Annotated in this window: 16 protein-coding genes; 10 read left to right on the plus strand and 6 right to left on the minus strand. The window is 39.8% G+C overall.

Annotated elements, in window-relative coordinates; all coding sequences use genetic code 11:
• Positions 1-14 precede the first annotated feature (14 nt).
• The 3 genes from FTU37_RS02725 to FTU37_RS02735 all read left to right on the plus strand — a co-directional run bounded on the left by FTU37_RS02725 (position 15) and on the right by FTU37_RS02735 (position 2,496).
• Positions 15-848, plus strand: a complete 834-nt coding sequence (locus FTU37_RS02725; RefSeq protein WP_180123753.1) for an enhanced serine sensitivity protein SseB C-terminal domain-containing protein — start codon at positions 15-17, stop codon at positions 846-848.
• A gap of 71 nt (positions 849-919) precedes the next feature.
• Positions 920-1,843, plus strand: coding sequence for a tyrosine recombinase XerC (locus FTU37_RS02730; RefSeq protein WP_180008330.1), 924 nt, complete (start codon positions 920-922; stop codon positions 1,841-1,843).
• A 281-nt stretch (positions 1,844-2,124) separates the two neighbouring features.
• The gene (locus FTU37_RS02735) at positions 2,125-2,496 is read left to right on the plus strand and encodes a hypothetical protein (protein ID WP_218954632.1); all 372 of its coding nucleotides are present in this window, start codon (positions 2,125-2,127) and stop codon (positions 2,494-2,496) included.
• A 460-nt stretch (positions 2,497-2,956) separates the two neighbouring features.
• On the opposite strand, the gene FTU37_RS02740 is transcribed toward FTU37_RS02735, so the two are convergent.
• Positions 2,957-3,451, minus strand: a complete 495-nt coding sequence (locus tag FTU37_RS02740; protein WP_078190405.1) for an Lrp/AsnC family transcriptional regulator — start codon at positions 3,449-3,451, stop codon at positions 2,957-2,959.
• 113 nt (positions 3,452-3,564) lie between these two features.
• Between FTU37_RS02740 and FTU37_RS02745 the strand changes: the two genes are divergently transcribed.
• From FTU37_RS02745 to FTU37_RS02770, 6 genes are all read left to right on the plus strand, one after another.
• Positions 3,565-4,170, plus strand: coding sequence for a LysE family translocator (locus FTU37_RS02745; protein ID WP_180123754.1), 606 nt, complete (start codon positions 3,565-3,567; stop codon positions 4,168-4,170).
• A 526-nt stretch (positions 4,171-4,696) separates the two neighbouring features.
• Positions 4,697-5,449, plus strand: a complete 753-nt coding sequence (locus FTU37_RS02750) for an electron transfer flavoprotein subunit beta/FixA family protein (RefSeq protein WP_078192067.1) — start codon at positions 4,697-4,699, stop codon at positions 5,447-5,449.
• Between the two features lie 18 nt (positions 5,450-5,467).
• Positions 5,468-6,400, plus strand: coding sequence for an FAD-binding protein (locus FTU37_RS02755; RefSeq protein ID WP_180123755.1), 933 nt, complete (start codon positions 5,468-5,470; stop codon positions 6,398-6,400).
• A 462-nt stretch (positions 6,401-6,862) separates the two neighbouring features.
• The gene (locus FTU37_RS02760) at positions 6,863-7,495 is read left to right on the plus strand and encodes a hypothetical protein (RefSeq protein WP_180123756.1); all 633 of its coding nucleotides are present in this window, start codon (positions 6,863-6,865) and stop codon (positions 7,493-7,495) included.
• 290 nt (positions 7,496-7,785) lie between these two features.
• Positions 7,786-10,770 carry a DNA gyrase subunit A gene (gene gyrA / locus FTU37_RS02765; protein WP_180123757.1) on the plus strand — a complete coding sequence of 995 codons (2,985 nt, stop codon included), beginning with the start codon at positions 7,786-7,788 and terminating at the stop codon, positions 10,768-10,770.
• Between the two features lie 73 nt (positions 10,771-10,843).
• On the plus strand, positions 10,844-11,287 hold the full coding sequence (locus FTU37_RS02770) for a DUF3887 domain-containing protein (RefSeq protein ID WP_180123758.1): 444 nt from the start codon (positions 10,844-10,846) through the stop codon (positions 11,285-11,287).
• Between the two features lie 65 nt (positions 11,288-11,352).
• On the opposite strand, the gene gltP is transcribed toward FTU37_RS02770, so the two are convergent.
• Positions 11,353-12,648 carry a glutamate/aspartate:proton symporter GltP gene (gene gltP, locus FTU37_RS02775; RefSeq protein ID WP_180123759.1) on the minus strand — a complete coding sequence of 432 codons (1,296 nt, stop codon included), beginning with the start codon at positions 12,646-12,648 and terminating at the stop codon, positions 11,353-11,355.
• Between the two features lie 459 nt (positions 12,649-13,107).
• On the opposite strand from gltP, the gene FTU37_RS02780 reads away from it, so the two are divergent.
• Positions 13,108-13,656, plus strand: a complete 549-nt coding sequence (locus FTU37_RS02780; RefSeq protein ID WP_180123760.1) for a hypothetical protein — start codon at positions 13,108-13,110, stop codon at positions 13,654-13,656.
• A gap of 119 nt (positions 13,657-13,775) precedes the next feature.
• On the opposite strand, the gene FTU37_RS02785 is transcribed toward FTU37_RS02780, so the two are convergent.
• The 4 genes from FTU37_RS02785 to FTU37_RS02800 are packed head-to-tail and all read right to left on the minus strand — an operon-like array spanning position 13,776 to position 18,729.
• A complete protein-coding gene (locus tag FTU37_RS02785) occupies positions 13,776-14,894 on the minus strand; it encodes an ABC transporter permease (RefSeq protein ID WP_180003322.1) in 1,119 nt (372 codons plus the stop codon).
• On the minus strand, positions 14,891-16,021 hold the full coding sequence (locus FTU37_RS02790) for an ABC transporter permease (RefSeq protein ID WP_180003320.1): 1,131 nt from the start codon (positions 16,019-16,021) through the stop codon (positions 14,891-14,893). Before FTU37_RS02790 ends, FTU37_RS02785 begins: the two co-directional genes overlap by 4 nt.
• Entirely contained in the window at positions 16,021-17,220 is a 1,200-nt protein-coding gene (locus FTU37_RS02795) for an HlyD family secretion protein (RefSeq protein ID WP_373686003.1), read from the minus strand. Before FTU37_RS02795 ends, FTU37_RS02790 begins: the two co-directional genes overlap by 1 nt.
• A 21-nt stretch (positions 17,221-17,241) precedes the next feature.
• On the minus strand, positions 17,242-18,729 hold the full coding sequence (locus tag FTU37_RS02800) for a TolC family protein (RefSeq protein WP_180123762.1): 1,488 nt from the start codon (positions 18,727-18,729) through the stop codon (positions 17,242-17,244).
• Positions 18,730-18,892 lie beyond the last annotated feature (163 nt).

Here is an 18,892-nt window from a genome sequence, read left to right on the forward strand (position 1 = left end):
GGATTGGAATCAACATGGAACAAATAAACGAAGAAATAAAAGAAGAAATCTTAGAACAACTTTTTCATAAAGCCTTACATGAACCCGCGTATCGACCCGAATTTTTAGCTCAGTTATTGGCAGCCAATGTGTATTGTGTGGGAACAACAGGTGAACGTGATTCACACATTGCCGAAGATTTGATCTTGGATGAAGGCGACAGTATTCAATTGAAATCATGGGAAGATGAGACTTATGATTGCGTCATCCCATTTTTTACGTCCTTGGAAAAAATGCGGTTGGCAATATCTGAAGAGGAGTCGTATATCCGGCTACCAACCAAGGCATTATTTGAAATGACCATGGGGGCAAGGCTTGTATTGAATCCACAATCACCTGATGCGACGAAGGACTTTGTACCAGAAGAAATTCAATATTTGCTGAACGGGCAGTATATTCAGCCCTCAGAAAACTATGAAGTTACGGAAGATACGGAAGTTTTAATTGGTCAGCCGGCGGAATATCCGCAGTTTATGATTGATCAATTAAGCATTTTTTTCGGCACAGAGCGTGTGGTAAAAGCTGCCTATTTAGCGCAAATGCTGAATCAAGCTCGAGATGATTCACCGACTTTGCTGATCGGACTAGATTTAGAAGCAGGATTATCTGAACAACAAATTCAAGATTTGCACAGTAAAATTGGTCGTATCACACAGGACAGTTTAAAAGAGCAATGTCCAGTGGATTTGATCCATGTCAATCCGCAGAGTGTGGATGGTGTAGAAGGGTATTTGCTTAATGAAACGCAAGCTTTTTACCAACGTGTTGATGGTAAGCCTAAGGGGTTCTTTGCTAGACTCTTTTCATAAAACAAATATGTAAAATCGCTTTAGTGAACGTACTGCAACGCTTAAGCATATGTTGAAATGGGAGAAGACAGATGACGATGGATCAGAGTCAACTACTGACTATGTGGTTGAAGGAACGTGAAATTCAAAATCAGTCTAAACATACATTGCAAGCGTATGAGCGTGATGTCAGTGATTTTCTCCAATTTTGTACAATACGCAACTTGCCACTGCATGATGTTGAAAAGTCAGATCTGCGTGAATTTGTTGCTCATAAAGTGGAACAGTTTCAGCTCAGTCCAAGTAGTTTGCAGCGCATGTTATCTTCGATACGCCAATTTATGAAATGGGCAGAACAAGGGGATTATCTTAGTTTCAACCCCGCAGATGATTTTCAGCTCAAACGCCAATCACGTCCTTTACCTGGATTGGTCGATATTGAAACCATTAAACAAATCATGGAACAGCCTGAGCCAGAAAGTGAAACTCAACGGCAACTTTGGATACGTGATAAAGCGATTTTGGAGTTGCTATATTCAAGTGGTTTACGTTTGGCTGAAGTGCAGGGCTTAACCATTCGAGATATTGATTTTAATCGCCAACTGTTACGTATTACGGGTAAAGGCAATAAAACACGCATTGTACCTTTTGGTTCTAAAGCAAAAGAGGCTGTGATGCATTGGTTGCAATTATATCCTGCATGGCATGGTGATTTTGTCCCAGAAGCCCAAGTTTTTATCACCCAAAAAGGTAATCCACTCGGGGTAAGGCAAATTGAAAATCGAGTTAAATTTCAAGCTCAACGTGCAGGTGTAAATGTCGATTTACATCCACACTTATTGCGTCATTGCTTCGCTAGCCATATGTTGTCCAATAGTGGTGACTTGCGTGCTGTACAAGAAATGTTGGGGCATAGTAATTTAACCACTACACAAATTTATACCCATGTGGATTTTGATCGATTGGCACAAGTTTATGATCAAGCCCATCCACGGGCGCAGCATAAAGATTCGTAACAATTGCAAATACGACTTTAGCTCGTAATGGTCTAAATATTGCTTAAATTTATAGGCTAGATTTCATATTTTGCATCCTAAAGTGGTCTGCTTCATGAAAGTTAAATAAGGATGTGAAAAAATATTGGTAAAATTGACCGACATTTTGAACTATTGTCGCATTATAAAAATTCAAATTATCGGGTATAAAAATTGTCCATTATTGAATTGACGTAAGTGCTGAAGTGAAATTCGCCATTTACTAAATTGCTGTACCGTTAAAAAAATATATAGGCCATACCATGATTTCAGATATTCAAGAAAAATATGACCAGTTAAATGGTCAGCAAAAAGAAATTTTTGCAGGATACGGCTTACGCCAAATCAAACACTTTGTTGAAATTGGTTTGCCTGAAATAGAAGCTGTATTACCAGAAGGTTCACAGCTTCAAGGGATTAATGCCGATGGTAAAGTTCAGGCGTTTAATGCGGCGACGGGCCAATACTTTATTTGGATTTCGGATAAACAGTGGCAGCTTAGCAATAAAGCAACTGTAAAATTTGACAGCAAAGAAGATGCCCTCACCATTTGGCGCATTTTTGATTTGGCAAAGTATGAACTTATTGACTTAAGCCACATCCATCGTGATTTTTTGGAAAATCAGCCAGCCTGAACCATAGGGCAAATAAACAACTTATGGGCTATCTTCATTGGATTTGGATGTTTAGCCCTTATATCACTCGCTCCATGACATTTTGAGATGCTTGAGTGCAGAGCGTTAGAGTGTTTAACTTCTTTGCATAGCTAAGTTGCCTAAACAAAATGTCTAAATGCCAATCCGTTTCGCTGCTCAGTGATTCAATTCATTCAGACTTGATAGTGTGAGTCTAAAAATCAATGTTTTTCCTACTTGAGCAATTGAGCTCAAAGACCTCCTTGATCGTTCCCAATCAATTGCTGCAAATGTGCCAAAAATCATTATTTTTCTTTGCTTAAAATATAAGGAAATACCGCATAGCTAGATATTTGCATTCGAGGCTGTAAAGGTAATCCGTCACTACATTGCCAAGCTTGTAGTATCAGCCTCGTTGTTTTAAATGCTTGAATTGTTTCTTGGCAGATCAATTGTGTGGTTATAAATCTTCTAACGGCAACTGGAAGCTTTGTTTGATGATTTGGCTCGGTAAATCAGTCTTTACACTGGTGATGCCATTTTTCTTGGTTAAGTGAGTAGACTGAAATTTGCGGTAACTTTCTAGGTCAGGCACCACTACTTTGAGCATTGCATCGCACTCACCCAAAATAATGTAGCACTCCATGACTTGAGGAAGTTCTTTCATCGCTTCGATAAAAGTATCGATGGTTTCAGCATCTTGCCCAGTTAACCAAATACGAGAGAATAGAATCAATTGAAAGCCAATTTTTTGTGGATCGACCACGGTGGTGTAATTCTGAATCACACCTGCCTCTTCGAGTAATTTGACCCGACGTAAACAAGAAGAAGGAGAGAGTCCAATTTCCTTGGCTAAGTCATTATTTTGCATGCGACCATTATTTTGAAGTGCGCGAATGATATTTTTATCAATACGATCCAGTTTAACTAGAATTGACTTAGAAGATGTCTTCATAAAATAGAATATAATTCTAAAAATAATATCTATTATAGAATATTTGATATCCTATTTTAAAGCGATTCAAACATACTAATTTTACTTTCAGGACATAGAAAGGGAAAATTGAAATGTCTGTATTTGCTTTGTTTGCCTTAACGGTAATTCCCCTTATTTTCACACCAGGACCCGATATGCTTTTTATCCTGTCACAAGTGATGGGTAAGGATGCAAAAGCAGGCATGATGGCAACAATAGGTGTGTGTTCAGGTTACTTGGTTCACTCGATTTTGGTGGCATTGGGTATTGCTGCGATTATCGTGTCATTTCCACTACTCTTTGAAACAATCCGCTGGTTGGGGATTGCTTATCTTTTATATTTGGCGACGCATTTGCTACGTTCAGTATTTAGCAGTAAAAAATTAAGTATTGAGAAAAAGTCAGCGTCAAACCCGATTAAAAAAGGCTTTTTTACGGCTTTGCTGAACCCGAAAGGTATGTTGATTTATTTTGCAATTTTGCCGCAATTTATCGATAAATCAGCGAATACCGTGAGCCAAGGTTTGATTTTGTCCTTCATTTTTATTGGCCTGATTTTTGTGGTGTATTGTAGTTTGAGTTTGGTCTTTGCACGTATTACACAAAAAACTGAAATCGATGAACGCAAACAAAAGTGGATCGATGGTACATCAGGCGGTTTATTGGCTCTTGCTGCGACGTGGTTAATTGCCAATTAAAACAGCAAATGTAAATTGGGCTAAATGCCTTAACTAAAACCTTCGCGAAAGCGGAGGTTTTTTTATCTGTGCTGAATATCGACAGAAATTAAGAATAAGAACAGGAGAAAAACACGCCAATTAGCTTCAGAAAAGTGAAATCAGCACTAAATTCATTATGCTTCTAACTTAAATGACAAGTTTAGATATGTTGCCGAATGTGTAGAGGGAAAGCTCTATTCCAGAAAGATTGATCGAAAATTGATATTAAATCAGATCTTTTGATGAGCTAAATCAAGTAAAAAAATAATAAAAATCAATGCTTAAAAAATAACTGAATAATGCGTTTTTTTGGATAACTGAACCATTCTTTAAAAAATGTGAACGATAAGTTCAAGGAAATTACGCTTTTTTACAGGTCTTTCGATAATTGTGACTTGACCGAAATGCCGTACACATTGCAAGATAGGGCACCTAAAAAATTTAAAGTGAAGAGTTAATATAACTTTTCTCAACATTTACATTTGCTAAAACAGCCGAGGATTACATGAAGGCTCTTGTTGCTGTAAAACGTGTGGTTGATGCCAACGTTAAAGTTCGCGTTAAGCCGGACAACAGTGGTGTTGACTTAACGAACGTTAAAATGTCAATTAACCCATTCTGTGAAATCGCAGTGGAAGAAGCGGTTCGTTTAAAAGAAAAAGGAACTGTTTCAGAAATCGTTGTTGTTTCTATTGGTCCTAAAGAAGCTCAAGAACAAATCCGTTCTTCTATGGCGCTTGGTGCAGACCGCGGTATCCTTGTTGAAGCTGACGACAGCCAGTTAGGTGCACTTGAAGTTGCAAAAATCCTAAAAGGTGTTGTAGACGCTGAACAACCTCAATTGATCCTTCTTGGTAAACAAGCAATTGATGACGACTCTAACCAAGTTGGTCAGATGCTTGGCGCGCTTTTAGGTGCTGGCCAAGGTACTTTCGCTTCAGAAGTGAAAGTTGAAGGCGATAAAGTACAAGTGACTCGTGAAATCGACGGTGGTTTACAAACTGTTGAACTTGCACTTCCTGCAATCATCACAACTGACTTACGTTTGAATGAGCCACGTTATGCTGCTCTTCCAAACATTATGAAAGCGCGTAAAAAACCGCTTGATACTAAGTCACCTGCTGATTATGGCGTTTCACCTGCGACTAAGCTTAAAACTGTTAAAGTTGAAGCTCCTGCAGAACGTAAAGCGGGCGTACAAGTGAAGTCTGTAGACGAGCTTGTAGACAAATTGAAAAACGAAGCGAAAGTGATCTAATACAGAAGGATAAAAATCATGAGTATTTTAGTTATCGCTGAGCACGACAACAAAGCACTAAATGGTGCAACTCTTAACGTTGTTGCTGCAGCGCAAAAAATCGGTGGTGATATCACTGTATTAGTAGCTGGTTCAGGCGCTCAAGCAGTTGCTGACCAAGCGGCTAAAGTAGCTGGTGTAAGCAAAGTATTGCTTGCTGACGACGCTGCTTATGCAAACCAATTGGCTGAAAACGTTGCTAAATTAGTTGCTTCTATCGGTGCGGGTTACACTCACATCCTTGCTGCTTCTACAACAACAGGTAAAAACGTTCTTCCACGTGCTGCTGCGCTACTTGACGTAAGCATGATCACTGACATCATTGCAGTTGAAAGCCCTAAAACTTTCAAACGTCCAATCTATGCAGGTAACGCGATTGCAACTGTAGAGTCTGGCGAGTCTGTTGTAGTTGCAACTGTTCGTGGTACTGCATTTGATGCTGTGGCAAGCGAGGGCGGTTCTGCTGCAGTTGAAGCTGTTGCTTCTACTGGTGATGCTGGCATTTCTAAGTTCGTTTCTGAAGAAATCGTGAAATCTGAACGTCCAGAATTAACAGCTGCTCGTATCGTTGTTTCAGGCGGTCGTGGTGTTGGTTCAGGTGAAAACTATCACACTGTACTTGACCCATTAGCGGACAAGCTTGGTGCTGCTCAAGGTGCATCTCGTGCAGCAGTTGATGCTGGTTTCGTACCAAACGATATGCAAGTGGGTCAAACAGGTAAAATCGTTGCTCCTGACTTGTACATCGCTGTAGGTATCTCTGGTGCGATTCAGCACTTGGCAGGTATGAAAGAATCTAAAGTGATCGTTGCGATCAACAAAGATGAAGAAGCGCCAATTAACTCAGTAGCTGACTACTGGTTAGTGGGTGATTTGAATACTGTTGTTCCAGAATTAGTATCTAAAATCTAATTTCTGAACACAGTTCAAGACGCTCCTAAGCTTATGGCTTAGGAGCGTTTTTTATTGCGGAATGAATAGTCTGGTAGATCTTCTTGATCATGCTTAATCGATTAACCATACGTGAATGTACATAAATATGCATTGCACTTTTATTTTTCATATTTATGAGAGTGGTGGATTCTTAATTTCGTACTTCAAAATTCTTACGATATTATTTCTTGTTGTCAGTATTAGGCACTACTGTAGCGTAAGCTAAACGTATGTTGAAACTTAAATGGTAAGTAAGCAGGCGCAATCGCTTGGTAATAGGATGGAGATTAATAAATTATAAAAAATACAAAGATTTAAAATAAAATAATAAAAATTTATCCTTCAAGTTTGAATCTTAAACTTAAAGCAAGCTTAAAGGATTGTATGTTTTGTGTTAACATTGTTTTTTTATTGAACTTGCCCTTTAGGCAGAGTCTCCCTTTGAAATTTGATTTTCAGTTACCAATCAGTGTATTGGTGCTGATGATCTGCTGTTTACTTTTTCCTGTTTTACAAAGTATCTCTTTTCCTTTATTTGATGGAATGACTGTTACAGCAGTTGAATCGGTCCAAGCATTGTTATTGCTGTTTTTTGCGATTTTTACTTTTTTCTATATTCGACCACTTGAAATGCAAGATGGAAAGAAACAATTTTGGTTGTGGGCTGTCGCATGGTGGTTGTTGCTATTTGGTCGTAGCATTAGCTGGGGGCGCGACTATTTTCCTGATGTGCCTAAACCGTATTTTCGTTTAATTTCTGTATTCATGATTGCACCTGTTGTCTTTATGCTGTTTTCGCCTTATTTACGCCAAGAAATCGTACGTAAGCTAAAAACCTTGGCGTTGCCAATTTGGCCATTGTGCTTGGTGATATTGGGCTTACTTATTTCTGATGCAGTTGAGCATAGTCGAAGTCTCAGTTTTTTATTTTTGTACGATTTGGCTTACAAGGATTTCATCGAAGAAGTTTATGAATTTCCGCTTATTTTAGGTTTGTTTTTAATAGCATACCCATGGATGCAACAGGATCATGTACCTCAAGAATTAGAGGTCATGCAATATCATAAAAAGTGATTTTTATCACATTTATAAGTCTAAACTTGAAGCTTCGAAAAGAAATTTTTTGAACATTAAACAACCTCTATTCGTAGAGGTTTTTTTCACAGTAAATAAAATCAAAATGCTTAAAATAAATACAAAAAATCATGGTTCTAGTGCAAGATGATTGGCACAAAAATCAGGGTTTTTATGCTATACTGTCCGACTTGATTTTTGATATTGGTTCAGTGTTTTTTGAACTAATTTTTACAGATTTACGATATATAAATGCGGGCAGAATTCTGCTTGTATAACAAGGAGTATGCATGAGCGTATCGGAAATTAGACCGATTGCCATTGAGGATGAACTGAAGAGCTCATATCTCGATTATGCAATGAGCGTGATTGTGTCACGTGCGTTGCCAGATGTCCGAGATGGTCTCAAACCTGTTCACCGTCGTGTGCTTTTTGCAATGCACGAATTGGGCAATGACTACAACAAAGCTTACAAAAAGTCTGCCCGTGTAGTCGGTGACGTCATCGGTAAATATCACCCACATGGTGACTTAGCTGTATACGAAACCATTGTTCGTATGGCTCAAGATTTCAGCTTACGCTATCAATTGGTTGATGGTCAGGGTAACTTCGGTTCTGTCGATGGTGACAGTGCAGCAGCAATGCGTTATACCGAAGTTCGTATGCGTAAATTGACTCACGAACTTTTAGCGGATCTTGAGAAAGATACCGTAGAGTGGGAAGACAACTACGACGGTTCTGAACGTATTCCACAAGTAATGCCAACACGTGTGCCTAACTTGTTGATTAACGGTGTAGCTGGTATTGCTGTAGGTATGGCAACCAACATGGCTCCGCATAACATGACAGAAGTCATTAATGCATGTCTTGCTTATGCCAACGATCCGCACATTAGCATTGAAGGGTTAATGGAACACATTTCTGGTCCAGACTTCCCTACAGGCGGCATCATTTATGGTAAATCTGGCATTGTCGATGCGTACCGTACTGGTAAAGGCCGTTTGCATATCCGTGGTAAATATCACATTGAAGAAGACCAAAAATCGGGCCGCAGCACGATTGTCTTCACTGAAATTCCTTATCAAGTTAACAAAGCAAAAACCATTGAGCGTATTGCTGAGTTGGTCAAAGAGAAAAAACTTGAAGGTATTTCTGAACTTCGTGATGAATCAGATAAAGAAGGGATGCGTATTGCAATTGACTTAAAGCGTGGTGAAAACGCTGAAGTGATTGTAAATAACCTATTCCAAAATACCCAATTAGAAAATTCATTCAGCATTAACATGGTCTGCCTCGATAATGGTCAGCCTAAATTAATGAACTTGAAAGATATTATTGCAGCGTTTATCCGTCATCGTCAGGAAGTGGTTACACGCCGTACCATGTTCGAACTGCGTAAAGCACGTGAACGTGGACATATCTTAGAAGGTTTGACGGTTGCACTCGCAAATATCGATGCGATCATTGAAACCATCAAAACATCTGCAAACCCTAGCGAAGCACGTGAACGTTTACAAGCGGGCGAGTGGGCAGGCGGTGGTGTTGTTGCATTGCTTGAAAAAGCAGGCGCGGTATCTGTCCGTCCAGATGAAATTGAAGGCGAAGATCCAGCACGCCCATTTGGTTTAACAGGTGCTATTTATCGTCTGTCTCCAACCCAAGTGGGTGCGATCTTAGAACTTCGTTTACATCGCTTAACCGGTCTAGAACAAGACAAGTTACAAGCTGAATATACAGAAATTCTTGGTCAAATTGCTGAATACACGGCAATTTTGAACGATTTCAACTTATTGATGAACGTAATTAAAGAAGAATTGGCTTTAATCCTTCAACAATATGGCGATGCACGTCGTACCGATATCGTGGAATCACGTATCGACTTCTCTCGTGAAGATTTAATCCCTGAAGAGCAAATGGTACTGACTGTTTCTAAATCAGGCTATGCAAAAACTCAACCATTGTCAGACTACGCTGCACAGCGTCGTGGTGGACGTGGTAAGTCTGCAACTTCAATGAAAGAAGACGATTACATCCAGCATTTGATCGTGACTTCAAACCACGCAACAGTGCTTTGCTTTACCAATGTAGGTAAAGTTTATCGTCTGAAAGTGTATGAAGTGCCTCAAGCATCTCGTGGTGCGAAAGGTCGTCCAATGGTGAACTTATTACCATTAGATGAAAACGAAACCATCACCGCTATTTTACCTGTGGTTGATGCGCCGAAGAAATTTAAAGAACGTTTGGCTGACTTTAAAGCATTTGTAAAAGCCAATAGTGCGCAGTTACAAACCAATGAAGTGATTAACAGTCATTTTGCTGGCTTAGAAGCAGCACTTGCTGAGACTGAAGATGGTGCAGATGATTTATCTGATGCACTTCGTATTCAGTTGAAACAATTGGGTCTAGAGTTGTCTACGACTGATCTTGATGATGAAATCATCAATGACTTTGCACAGCAAGCGGAAGCTGTTCGTAAAAACTTCTACGTATTTATGGCAACAGAATACGGTACGATTAAACGTGTTGAGTTAGAACAATTCTCGAATGTTCGTTCAAACGGTCTACGTGCGATTGAACTCAATGGTGATGACACCTTAATTGGTGTTGCCATTACTGATGGCGAACAACAAATCATGTTGTTCTCAAACGAAGGTAAAGCCATTCGTTTTGCAGAAACTGACGTGCGTTCAATGGGGCGTTCTGCAAAAGGTGTTCGTGGTATGCGCGTGACCATTGGTGCGGCTGCTCAAGCTGAAGATGCTGAAGATGCGGATGTAGAATCGGATGATGAAGATACGTCTGATTCAGCTCTAATTAGCCGTATTGTGTCATTGGTGGTTGTTCCTGAAACTGGTGAAGTACTTTGTGCTTCAGCTAATGGTTATGGTAAGCGTACACCAGTGGATGACTTCCCAACCAAGAAACGTGGCGGTAAAGGTGTTATTGCAATCAAAACATCTGAACGTAACGGTGAACTTGTTGGTGCGGTAGCGATTGATGCGTCTAAAGAGCTGATGTTAATTTCAGATGGTGGTACGCTGGTTCGTACACGTGCATCTGAAGTGGCACAAACAGGTCGTAATGCTCAAGGTGTTCGTTTGATCCGTTTAGGTGAAAGCGAAATCTTAGTCGGTGTTGTGGCGATCGAAGCAGTTGAAGAAGACGAAACTTTTGAAGAAGTGGAAGCAATCGAAACTGAGCAACTTGTAGATGACTCAACGATTATTGATCAAAATGACAATGAATCAGATCTCAATGAGCCTGAAGAAGACTAATTGAAGATTGAGAAAAGAGGGCGCTACGGCGTCCTTTTTTATAGACAGATAATTTTAGATTGATGAGTACAATATGAAATTAAAATATTTTGCAATGGCTTCACTTATTGGGCTGGGCGGCTGTGACCAAATAGGTCAAAAAGCCTTAAATGCAATACCAGACCCAAGTGCTGAACAGACTGAAGTTGCCCAAGCTGCCTATGATCAATTACGTGAAGGCAATTTTGAAAAGCTGTACACCTACTTTGAACCAGAACTCAAAGCGAAGTTTGAACAGAATGAAAAAGAGCTGCGTAAATTTGCACGAGGTATTCCGAAACAAGATTACTCACGCAAAAATATAGTGGCTAAGCACATTGAAAGATCGACTGAAAAGCCGTCTTTATATACGGTCACTTATGAGTACGGTTATACCAATAAAAACCTTGTACAGTACGATGTAAGTTTTGATAAACCCGAAGGAAGTAACAAAATTCGAGATTTTAATATTTCAGTGTTTGGCGAAAAAAATAAATAAAGTTTGGAAAAATAAAACAAAGCTGTAAAAAAGGACGCCGAAGCGTCCTTTATTATGTCATTAAATTAAGCGGCATCTTTTAGATTAGCAGCATAATTTTTTTGTTTTTCAGTATCAAATTGGCCTTCCCATTTACTGATCACCAGTACCGCAAGCGCGTTACCAATTACATTCAGTACAGTACGTACCATATCTAAAATACGGTCAATACCTGCAATGAATGCCAGACCTTCAAGTGGAATACCGACACTGCCGAGAGTCGCTAGCAAGACCACGAAAGAAACGCCTGGTACACCTGCAATCCCTTTAGAGGTAATCATCAAGGTTAGGACCAGAATCACTTGTTGGGTGATTGTCAGATCGATCCCGTAAAGCTGAGCAATAAAGATAGCCGCAATACTTTGATATAGGGTCGAACCATCGAGGTTAAATGAATAGCCAATTGGAATCACGAAACTGGTAATCGGTTTCGGAGCACCATAAGCTTCCATTTTTTCCATAATACGGGGGAGGACAGTTTCAGAACTTGCAGTTGAATACGCGAGAATCAATTCATCTTTTAAAATCTTGATAATGGCCCAAACACTGAAGCCACAGAATTTAGCAACTGCACCTAATACAATGAAAATAAAGAAGAAGATTGCACCATAAACTAAAACTGCGAGTTTAAGCAGTGGCACAAGAGAGCTGAAGCCGAAATTCGCAACAGTTGCAGCAATCAAGCCGAATACACCAATAGGTGCAAACATCATGATCATGTGCGTAACTTTAAACATCGTTTCAGAAACAGCGGTCAACACTTTAATTAAAGGTTGTTTTACTTCCTGATCAAGCGCACCTAAACCTACACCAAACATCACAGAGAAAAAGATGATTGGGAGCATTTGACCACTAGTCAAAGCTGCAAAAAAGTTAGATGGAATAAGTGAAAGTATTGTTTGAATCAAACCATGAGAATGTTCACTGACTTCATGTGTTGTTTCTTGATACTTTGAAATATCGACTTGCGTCAATGCAGACATATCAATGCCGGCACCAGGTTGGAATACGTTGGCTGCAACTAAACCGACTAAAATTGCAACTGTGGTAATGATTTCAAAATAAATAATCGTTTTGAAACCAAGTTTACCTAAGTTACTACCGTGACTTGTATTGGCAATACCTAAAATAAGCATCGACACAACAAGCGGAATAACGATCATCTTAATGAGGTTAATAAAAATTGAGCCCAAAGGAGTCAAAAAGTTATTAGCTAAAGCATCACGATATTCAGGAGAATAGTGTAGGAAAGCACCAACAAGTATACCTAGAATGAGAGCAATCACGATTTGCCAGGCAAGGCTCACCTTAATCTTTTTCATACATCAGCTCTTATGTCAGATTTGGGAGAAAAAAGCCCACAGTCATCCACGAACAAATGTTGCAGACAGACTGAATCCGCAATGACAAAAAGTTCTGAATAATTTGGGAGATAAATACGACAATATTTTGCAGTTTATATGAGAATACAGCCAACGATTTTGATCAAAACCAAACTGTTTGATCGATAAATTATCATTTTAAGTTGTATAAGCGATTCGATTGTTAAGTTTAATTTATAAAACGAATAAAATTGAGTTATTAATAAACACTTCACAAAATTTCTGATTTGCCTAGAAAGATCGAAAAACTAAATGTGAGCCTGTATTTTTCATTTTTATATAGAAGTTTGCTTTATACTTGTGAGGCAGATAAATCAGTGAAAATTCTATAAATCACACAGATTATCCGAAATAAATTTTAGCTTTATATATTTTAATAATAACCAGAGGGCTTGTACGGTGTTGAAAAAATTAGTCGTCATCATCACTTTAATCTTACCTATAACGGCTTGTGAAAAAATCGGCGATTTCTTGATTGCAAAATTCGAATCAAGCCTGCCAAGTGAGACAAGTTCACAGCGTGTGAAGTCAGAAAAATTATTCGTCGCGCTACACGAACCCCATCAAGACACCTTTTTGGCATTGGTTGAAGAAAATGTTCGTGATGCGATGCTGGCAGATCCAGAGCTGTTTTCACGTATGAAAAAACTGATTCCTGCAGGTCAACCTAGCGCTGAGGCGGAAGTGATTCAGCGAATGGCAAATACTCGGCTGGGAGAAGGTGAGACCACAACAATTGTGTATAAATATGATTATCCGCAAAAAGAACTGTATATGAGTGTGGTCTTTGCAGGTCATGATGGGGACGATAAAGTGAAAGGATTCTGGCTTGAAAACGCTGCAGAAAAAGAATCAGATGATTTGGTTACTGAGATCACTTCAGATGCAGATGATTTTGATATTCAAGTGGATGAGGCATCGACTGTCACGCCAAATGCATACAGCTAATAGATGACAGCAAGAATTTAAATTTGAGACATGATTAGATACAAAGCGTTCGAGTCTATGATGAATAGGTTTGAACGCATTTCGCTTGAGACCAGACATGTCTTACAGCACAAACAGTTTTATCTTTTGGCAAACTTTAAACGCCAGACAGCAAGACATAAAAAAATCAGTCCAATACTTGTGAGGTAAAGCAGTTTTGGGATGACGATTACTGTAGGCACACCCATCTGATTGAGTTGAAGGAACATTTGAATGCCTTGGGTCGAAGGTAATGCTTGAGCGAGTATTTGCATCCATTTAGGCATAGCTGCATGTGGCCATGCCGTTCCCGAGAGTAGAAAAAGCGGAATAGAACTAAAAACGATGACATGTCCTGCACGTTCTGGCAGGTCAAGAAAAGTTGCGAGATAGAGGGTCATCGCAATAATACAACTGAGGAAGATGGGCACAGCAATGAACATGCCCCAAAAATTTCCACCGCGTGGATAATCATTCAGCCAAAAGGTAAAACCAAATAAATAGAAGCATCCCAACGTTCCTACGGTCAAAATACACAAGAAGATGCCAGCCAATTGTGTATAGCTCGGACGCCATGCTGTGTTTTGTCGATAGGTCGCAATCAGCATGCACAGACCCAATAAAATCGTCTGATGAATAATTAAGGGTGCAACCGCTGGGAAAATATAGCTGCCGTAGCCTGAAAGTGGATTAAACAATGGAATCTTATGGATAGATAAAGCTGGGCTAAAATCGGATATGTTCTGGAATTTTTCTGCATATTCGCCGAGAGCATTTTCCATCGAACTGGCTAAACCTAAGCCAATTTTTTGCGTCTTTAGAAAGTTTGCAGCACTGAGATATAAACCAATTCCACCGGTTTCACCACGGCGAATGCTATTTGAAAGATTACTCGGCAACAGTAAAATCCCGTCAGCTTGCTGACTTCGGAGCATATTTTCAGCTTCCGCAAAATTACCAGTCACAGCTAGAATTTCTACATTGGGACTATTGGCTACAGCACCAATAATCGTATTGGTGAGTATGCTTTGTTCCTCATCCACCACAATAATGGGGAGCGATTCTGCGTGTTCCGCTTGATAAGCAATGGGATAAAAAAAACTGTAAAGAAAAACAGAAAGCACTAAGGTGGTAAAAATCGAACTGTGCTTAACAATATCTTTAAAGGTTTGAATATAGTGTCTGAGCAAAGTTGATAGAAATGACACGATTTTATTCATATGCTTTGCTCCTTCAGTACTTTCCGTAAAAAGAAGCTGGCAAGAACCAAATAGAACAGACAGTAAATGATCAGGGTGACAAGCGGTGTGATTGAAATGGAGATTGGGCTACCAATGACCCATTGTTCTGTTTGTAATTTGGCATAAGGCGTATAGGGAATAATATTGGCCCAGAATTTTGTAAACATCGGCGCGTTATTCAGCGGCAATGTCACCCCTGCAAAACTCAGTGATGAGCCACCATATACCGCAATAAAACCAAAAGATTTGGTGAGATCACGTGTCGCCAAAACTACAGTAGAACTGATAAAGGCATAGGCTGTATAAAAAAACAATTGCCCGAGCAAAATTAGCAGTAATGAACCCTGAACAAACCACCCTCGAAACACGATTAGCCAGAACATCCATGCCCATGTCCAAGCGGTAAAAATGAAAACATAACTGAGATTTTTAGCGATTAAAGCTTGAAAGACAGAAGTCGGTTTCACCCATTGATTTACAGTGCCATATTTGATTTCTTGACCGACTGAAAATGCGACACAGCAACACAGTAATAAATGCAGAATCGCAGGAATCATGTACGGCTCTAAATAGAACTCATAATTTAAACCTGGATTATATAAAGGTGAAATTTTGACATTGGGTGTCGGTGCATCGAGGTAGGGAATTGTATTTTCTAAATACTGATGACCACTAAAATCGGCCATGGCTTGCAATGTACTTAGCAGCATGGCTGATGAAATACTATTGCCGACACTAAAATAGCTTTGGTTATAGGCAATGCTGACTTCTGCATCTTTTGCTTGAACCAGTCGTTGCTCTGCACCAGCAGGAATATGAATATAGCCCCAAATTTGAGTCTGATTTAAAAGCTTTTCAGCATCATCCATACTGGGTGTAATGGTGGCTACTTTTAAGGTATGGTTCAGCTGCGCAAAATGAGTAATGTTACGGCTTAAACTGCTTTGATCTTGGTCTATGATCGCAATGGGTAAATGATCTGGTTTGCCTTGAGCAAACATATTGGTAAAGAGCAAAATCACAAGGGCAGGGGCAAGTGTGACCATACACAAGTCCCATTTATGCTGCATCAAATAGCGAAACTCACGCAGAATGCCCCTAAACATTATTTACGCTCTTCGATTTTAAACAAAACGCTCATACCCACTTTTAAGTCAGCAATCGGCTGAGCGGGTTTCAGTTGGACTTTAAAACTACGAATATCATAGCCGCCCGTTTGCCGCGTGGTTTTAATCGTTGCAAATTCACCTTCGGCTTCTATGTGATCAATTTTAAAATCGGCAGATTTGTTTAGCGCCGGTATAAATCCTTGCATGGTCTTGAGTTGATACACTTGAGCATACTGGTCTTCACGGACATTTAAGCTAATCCACAAGCTATCATCTTGAATCAGACTCACTACGGGCACACCCATCGCAACTAATTCTGAAACTTTGCCATAGGTTTTTGAAATGGTGCCATTGGAGGGTGCAAACAATTTGGTTTCAGCCTCAAGTGCATTGGCTTCAGCCAACGCGGCTTGCGCAATCTTGACTTGGGCATCTGCCGAGCTTTGTTGTTGCGGTGTACTGCCACGTTTTGCACGCGCATATTGTTGATAAGACGCTTCTGTCATTTGTGCAGCAGACACTGCGGCAGCTTGCATTTCATCACGGCGTTGTCGTGAAATGACACCTTCTTTATAGAGGTTTTGACCACGTTGGTAGGTGGTTTGCGCCAATTGTTGCTGTGCTTTTAGACTTTGCCAATTGGCATATAAACTATCAATATTTTCTTGTTGAGAGCCACGTTCAGCTGTGGATTGCAGTGCTTGCGCAGATTGGAGAGCAGCTAAAGCCTGTTGTTTCTTTGCATCGACTTCGGGGCTGGTTAAACGAACCAGTGCTTGACCTGCTTGTACTTTTTCACCGTCATGCACATATATTTCTTCGATACGACTGGGTACTTTTGTACTAATGTGGATGGTTTCTGCCTCTACTCGACCTTGTAATTCAACCTGCTTGGGCTGATAACTTTTCCATAAGCCAAATGCAATCAATGCCAAAAGTAGTATCAATATAATGCCAACGGCAATTTTTATCAGTATAGATTTCTTATGTTGGTCTTTTGTTGGGGAGAAAGAGTGGTCTTGCTCTAGAGACGTTGAATTAACAGATTCTGTCGGCTTTTTATCCATCGCGATTTCGTCTTGCGTACTACTGTTTTCCATAACAGGCTTTGGTACAACCGTATCATTTGTTGATGTAACAGATGATTTATCCTCAGTTGAGGTGTCTTTTGGTTGATCAGTTGAATCCTGATTCATGTGCATTTCCCCAGTCTAAGTTTAACGGATGTAATCGGTGTGTGTTTGATTGATATAGCTTTGGAACTGGTCAATGCTCCCGTGACTTTGTAGCAATGTTGCAAGTGACATCACGTATTTATAAGCATTGAGTGCCATTTCACTTTGTAGCCCGCTCAGTGCATTTTGTGCATCAATCACTTGTGTGGCTGTTCCCATATCTTCTTTAAATGAAAGTTGTTGAATTCTTAAATTTTCTTGAGCAGCTTTTAGGTTTTGCTGCAACAACAGGTGACTTTGTTGAGCGCTGGTGACTTCATTAAATGAGCTATAAATCAGGCTTTCAATTTCTTGTTTGGTACGCTCAGTCATTAACTCAGATGCATAGCGTTGAAGTTCAGCAGCTTGTACGGATTTGTTTTTATCAATACCTGAAAATAAGTTGTAGCGAGCGGCAACACCAACGATCCAGTTTTGTTTATCGTCGAGACTATATTCGCCAAATGCAAAGACGTTGGGTTTTTTTGCTGCGCTTTGGGCTTTCACATTGGCACCAGCCAATTGACTGTCCAATTGCATTTTACGCACCAAACTAGACTGATCCTGATAACTTTTTAGTAAGGCGGTTATATTTTGATTGTGTTGCTGATTGATAAATAATGGCGTTGAAAGATCAGTAATTTGGCTGCTTTGCATTAAGTTGTTTAACTTAAATAAGCTAGAGCGGAGATTCGCTTCAGTATTTTGAAAAGTTCTGAGCGCATTATTCTTCGCCACTTCAAATTGCATACGCTGGCCTTTGCTAATGAAACCCTGTTGTTCCATTTTGAGTGCATTGGCATAGTGTTGTTGCATCGCATTTAAATTGAAGCGGCTGCTTTCGACTAATTTTTTTTGTAATTGAGCATTGAAGTAGGCTTGGATTAATTCAAAACGTTGCACATCTTGTTGTTGTTCACTGCTTATCGCGCTGCGTTTGGCTTGGATATTGGCAATTTCCTTGGCGCTAGACGTTAACCCACCGGTATACAGCGGCATCATTACGGAAACGGTAGGGCGGATCACTTGATCATCTAAGACCACTTGGGAAGAATCTGGAATTAATCCGACACCATCACGGATTGGCTGTTGCAGACTGTCTTTTAATGGGTCTGCCAAATCACTCGGTAAGCTTTCATCAATTTTATTATTAATGCCATTACTCAGCGTTTGTTCTAAGTTGTTTTTTAAGGCGCCGAGAGGAATATCGAGTTCATTATGAAAGGCATAGGCACGGACGTTTAAATCCACACGAGGTAAACCAAGGCCTTTAATGGCCTGAGCTTGAAGTTCGGCAGATTGTTGTAGCGCTTGGTTGGCCTGAGTGCTAAAAGAACTAGTGAGTAGACTTTGTTCTGCTTGGCTATAACTGATACTTTGCGCAAGTACTGTCGGGCTAAAAAAAACACTCAAACAACCAAGGCCAAGCAGCAATCCTGAACGAAATGTATGTTTAATTTTTATAGAATAATCTGTTCGAGGTAGAGGCATAAAAACACACTCACAGCTAGGATGGGTTCATTATAGTCATTGTGATGAAGTTGGGTAAATTCACTAAGTTGTTGTATTGTTTCATATACATATGTAAATAAATTTTATCTTTGTAGCGCACGTCATTTTCGCACATTAAGACCTTAAATTAGCATCAATTCAA

Origin of the sequence: Acinetobacter sp. YH12097 (genome assembly GCF_013419225.1) — a bacterium.
GTDB lineage: Bacteria > Pseudomonadota > Gammaproteobacteria > Pseudomonadales > Moraxellaceae > Acinetobacter > Acinetobacter amyesii.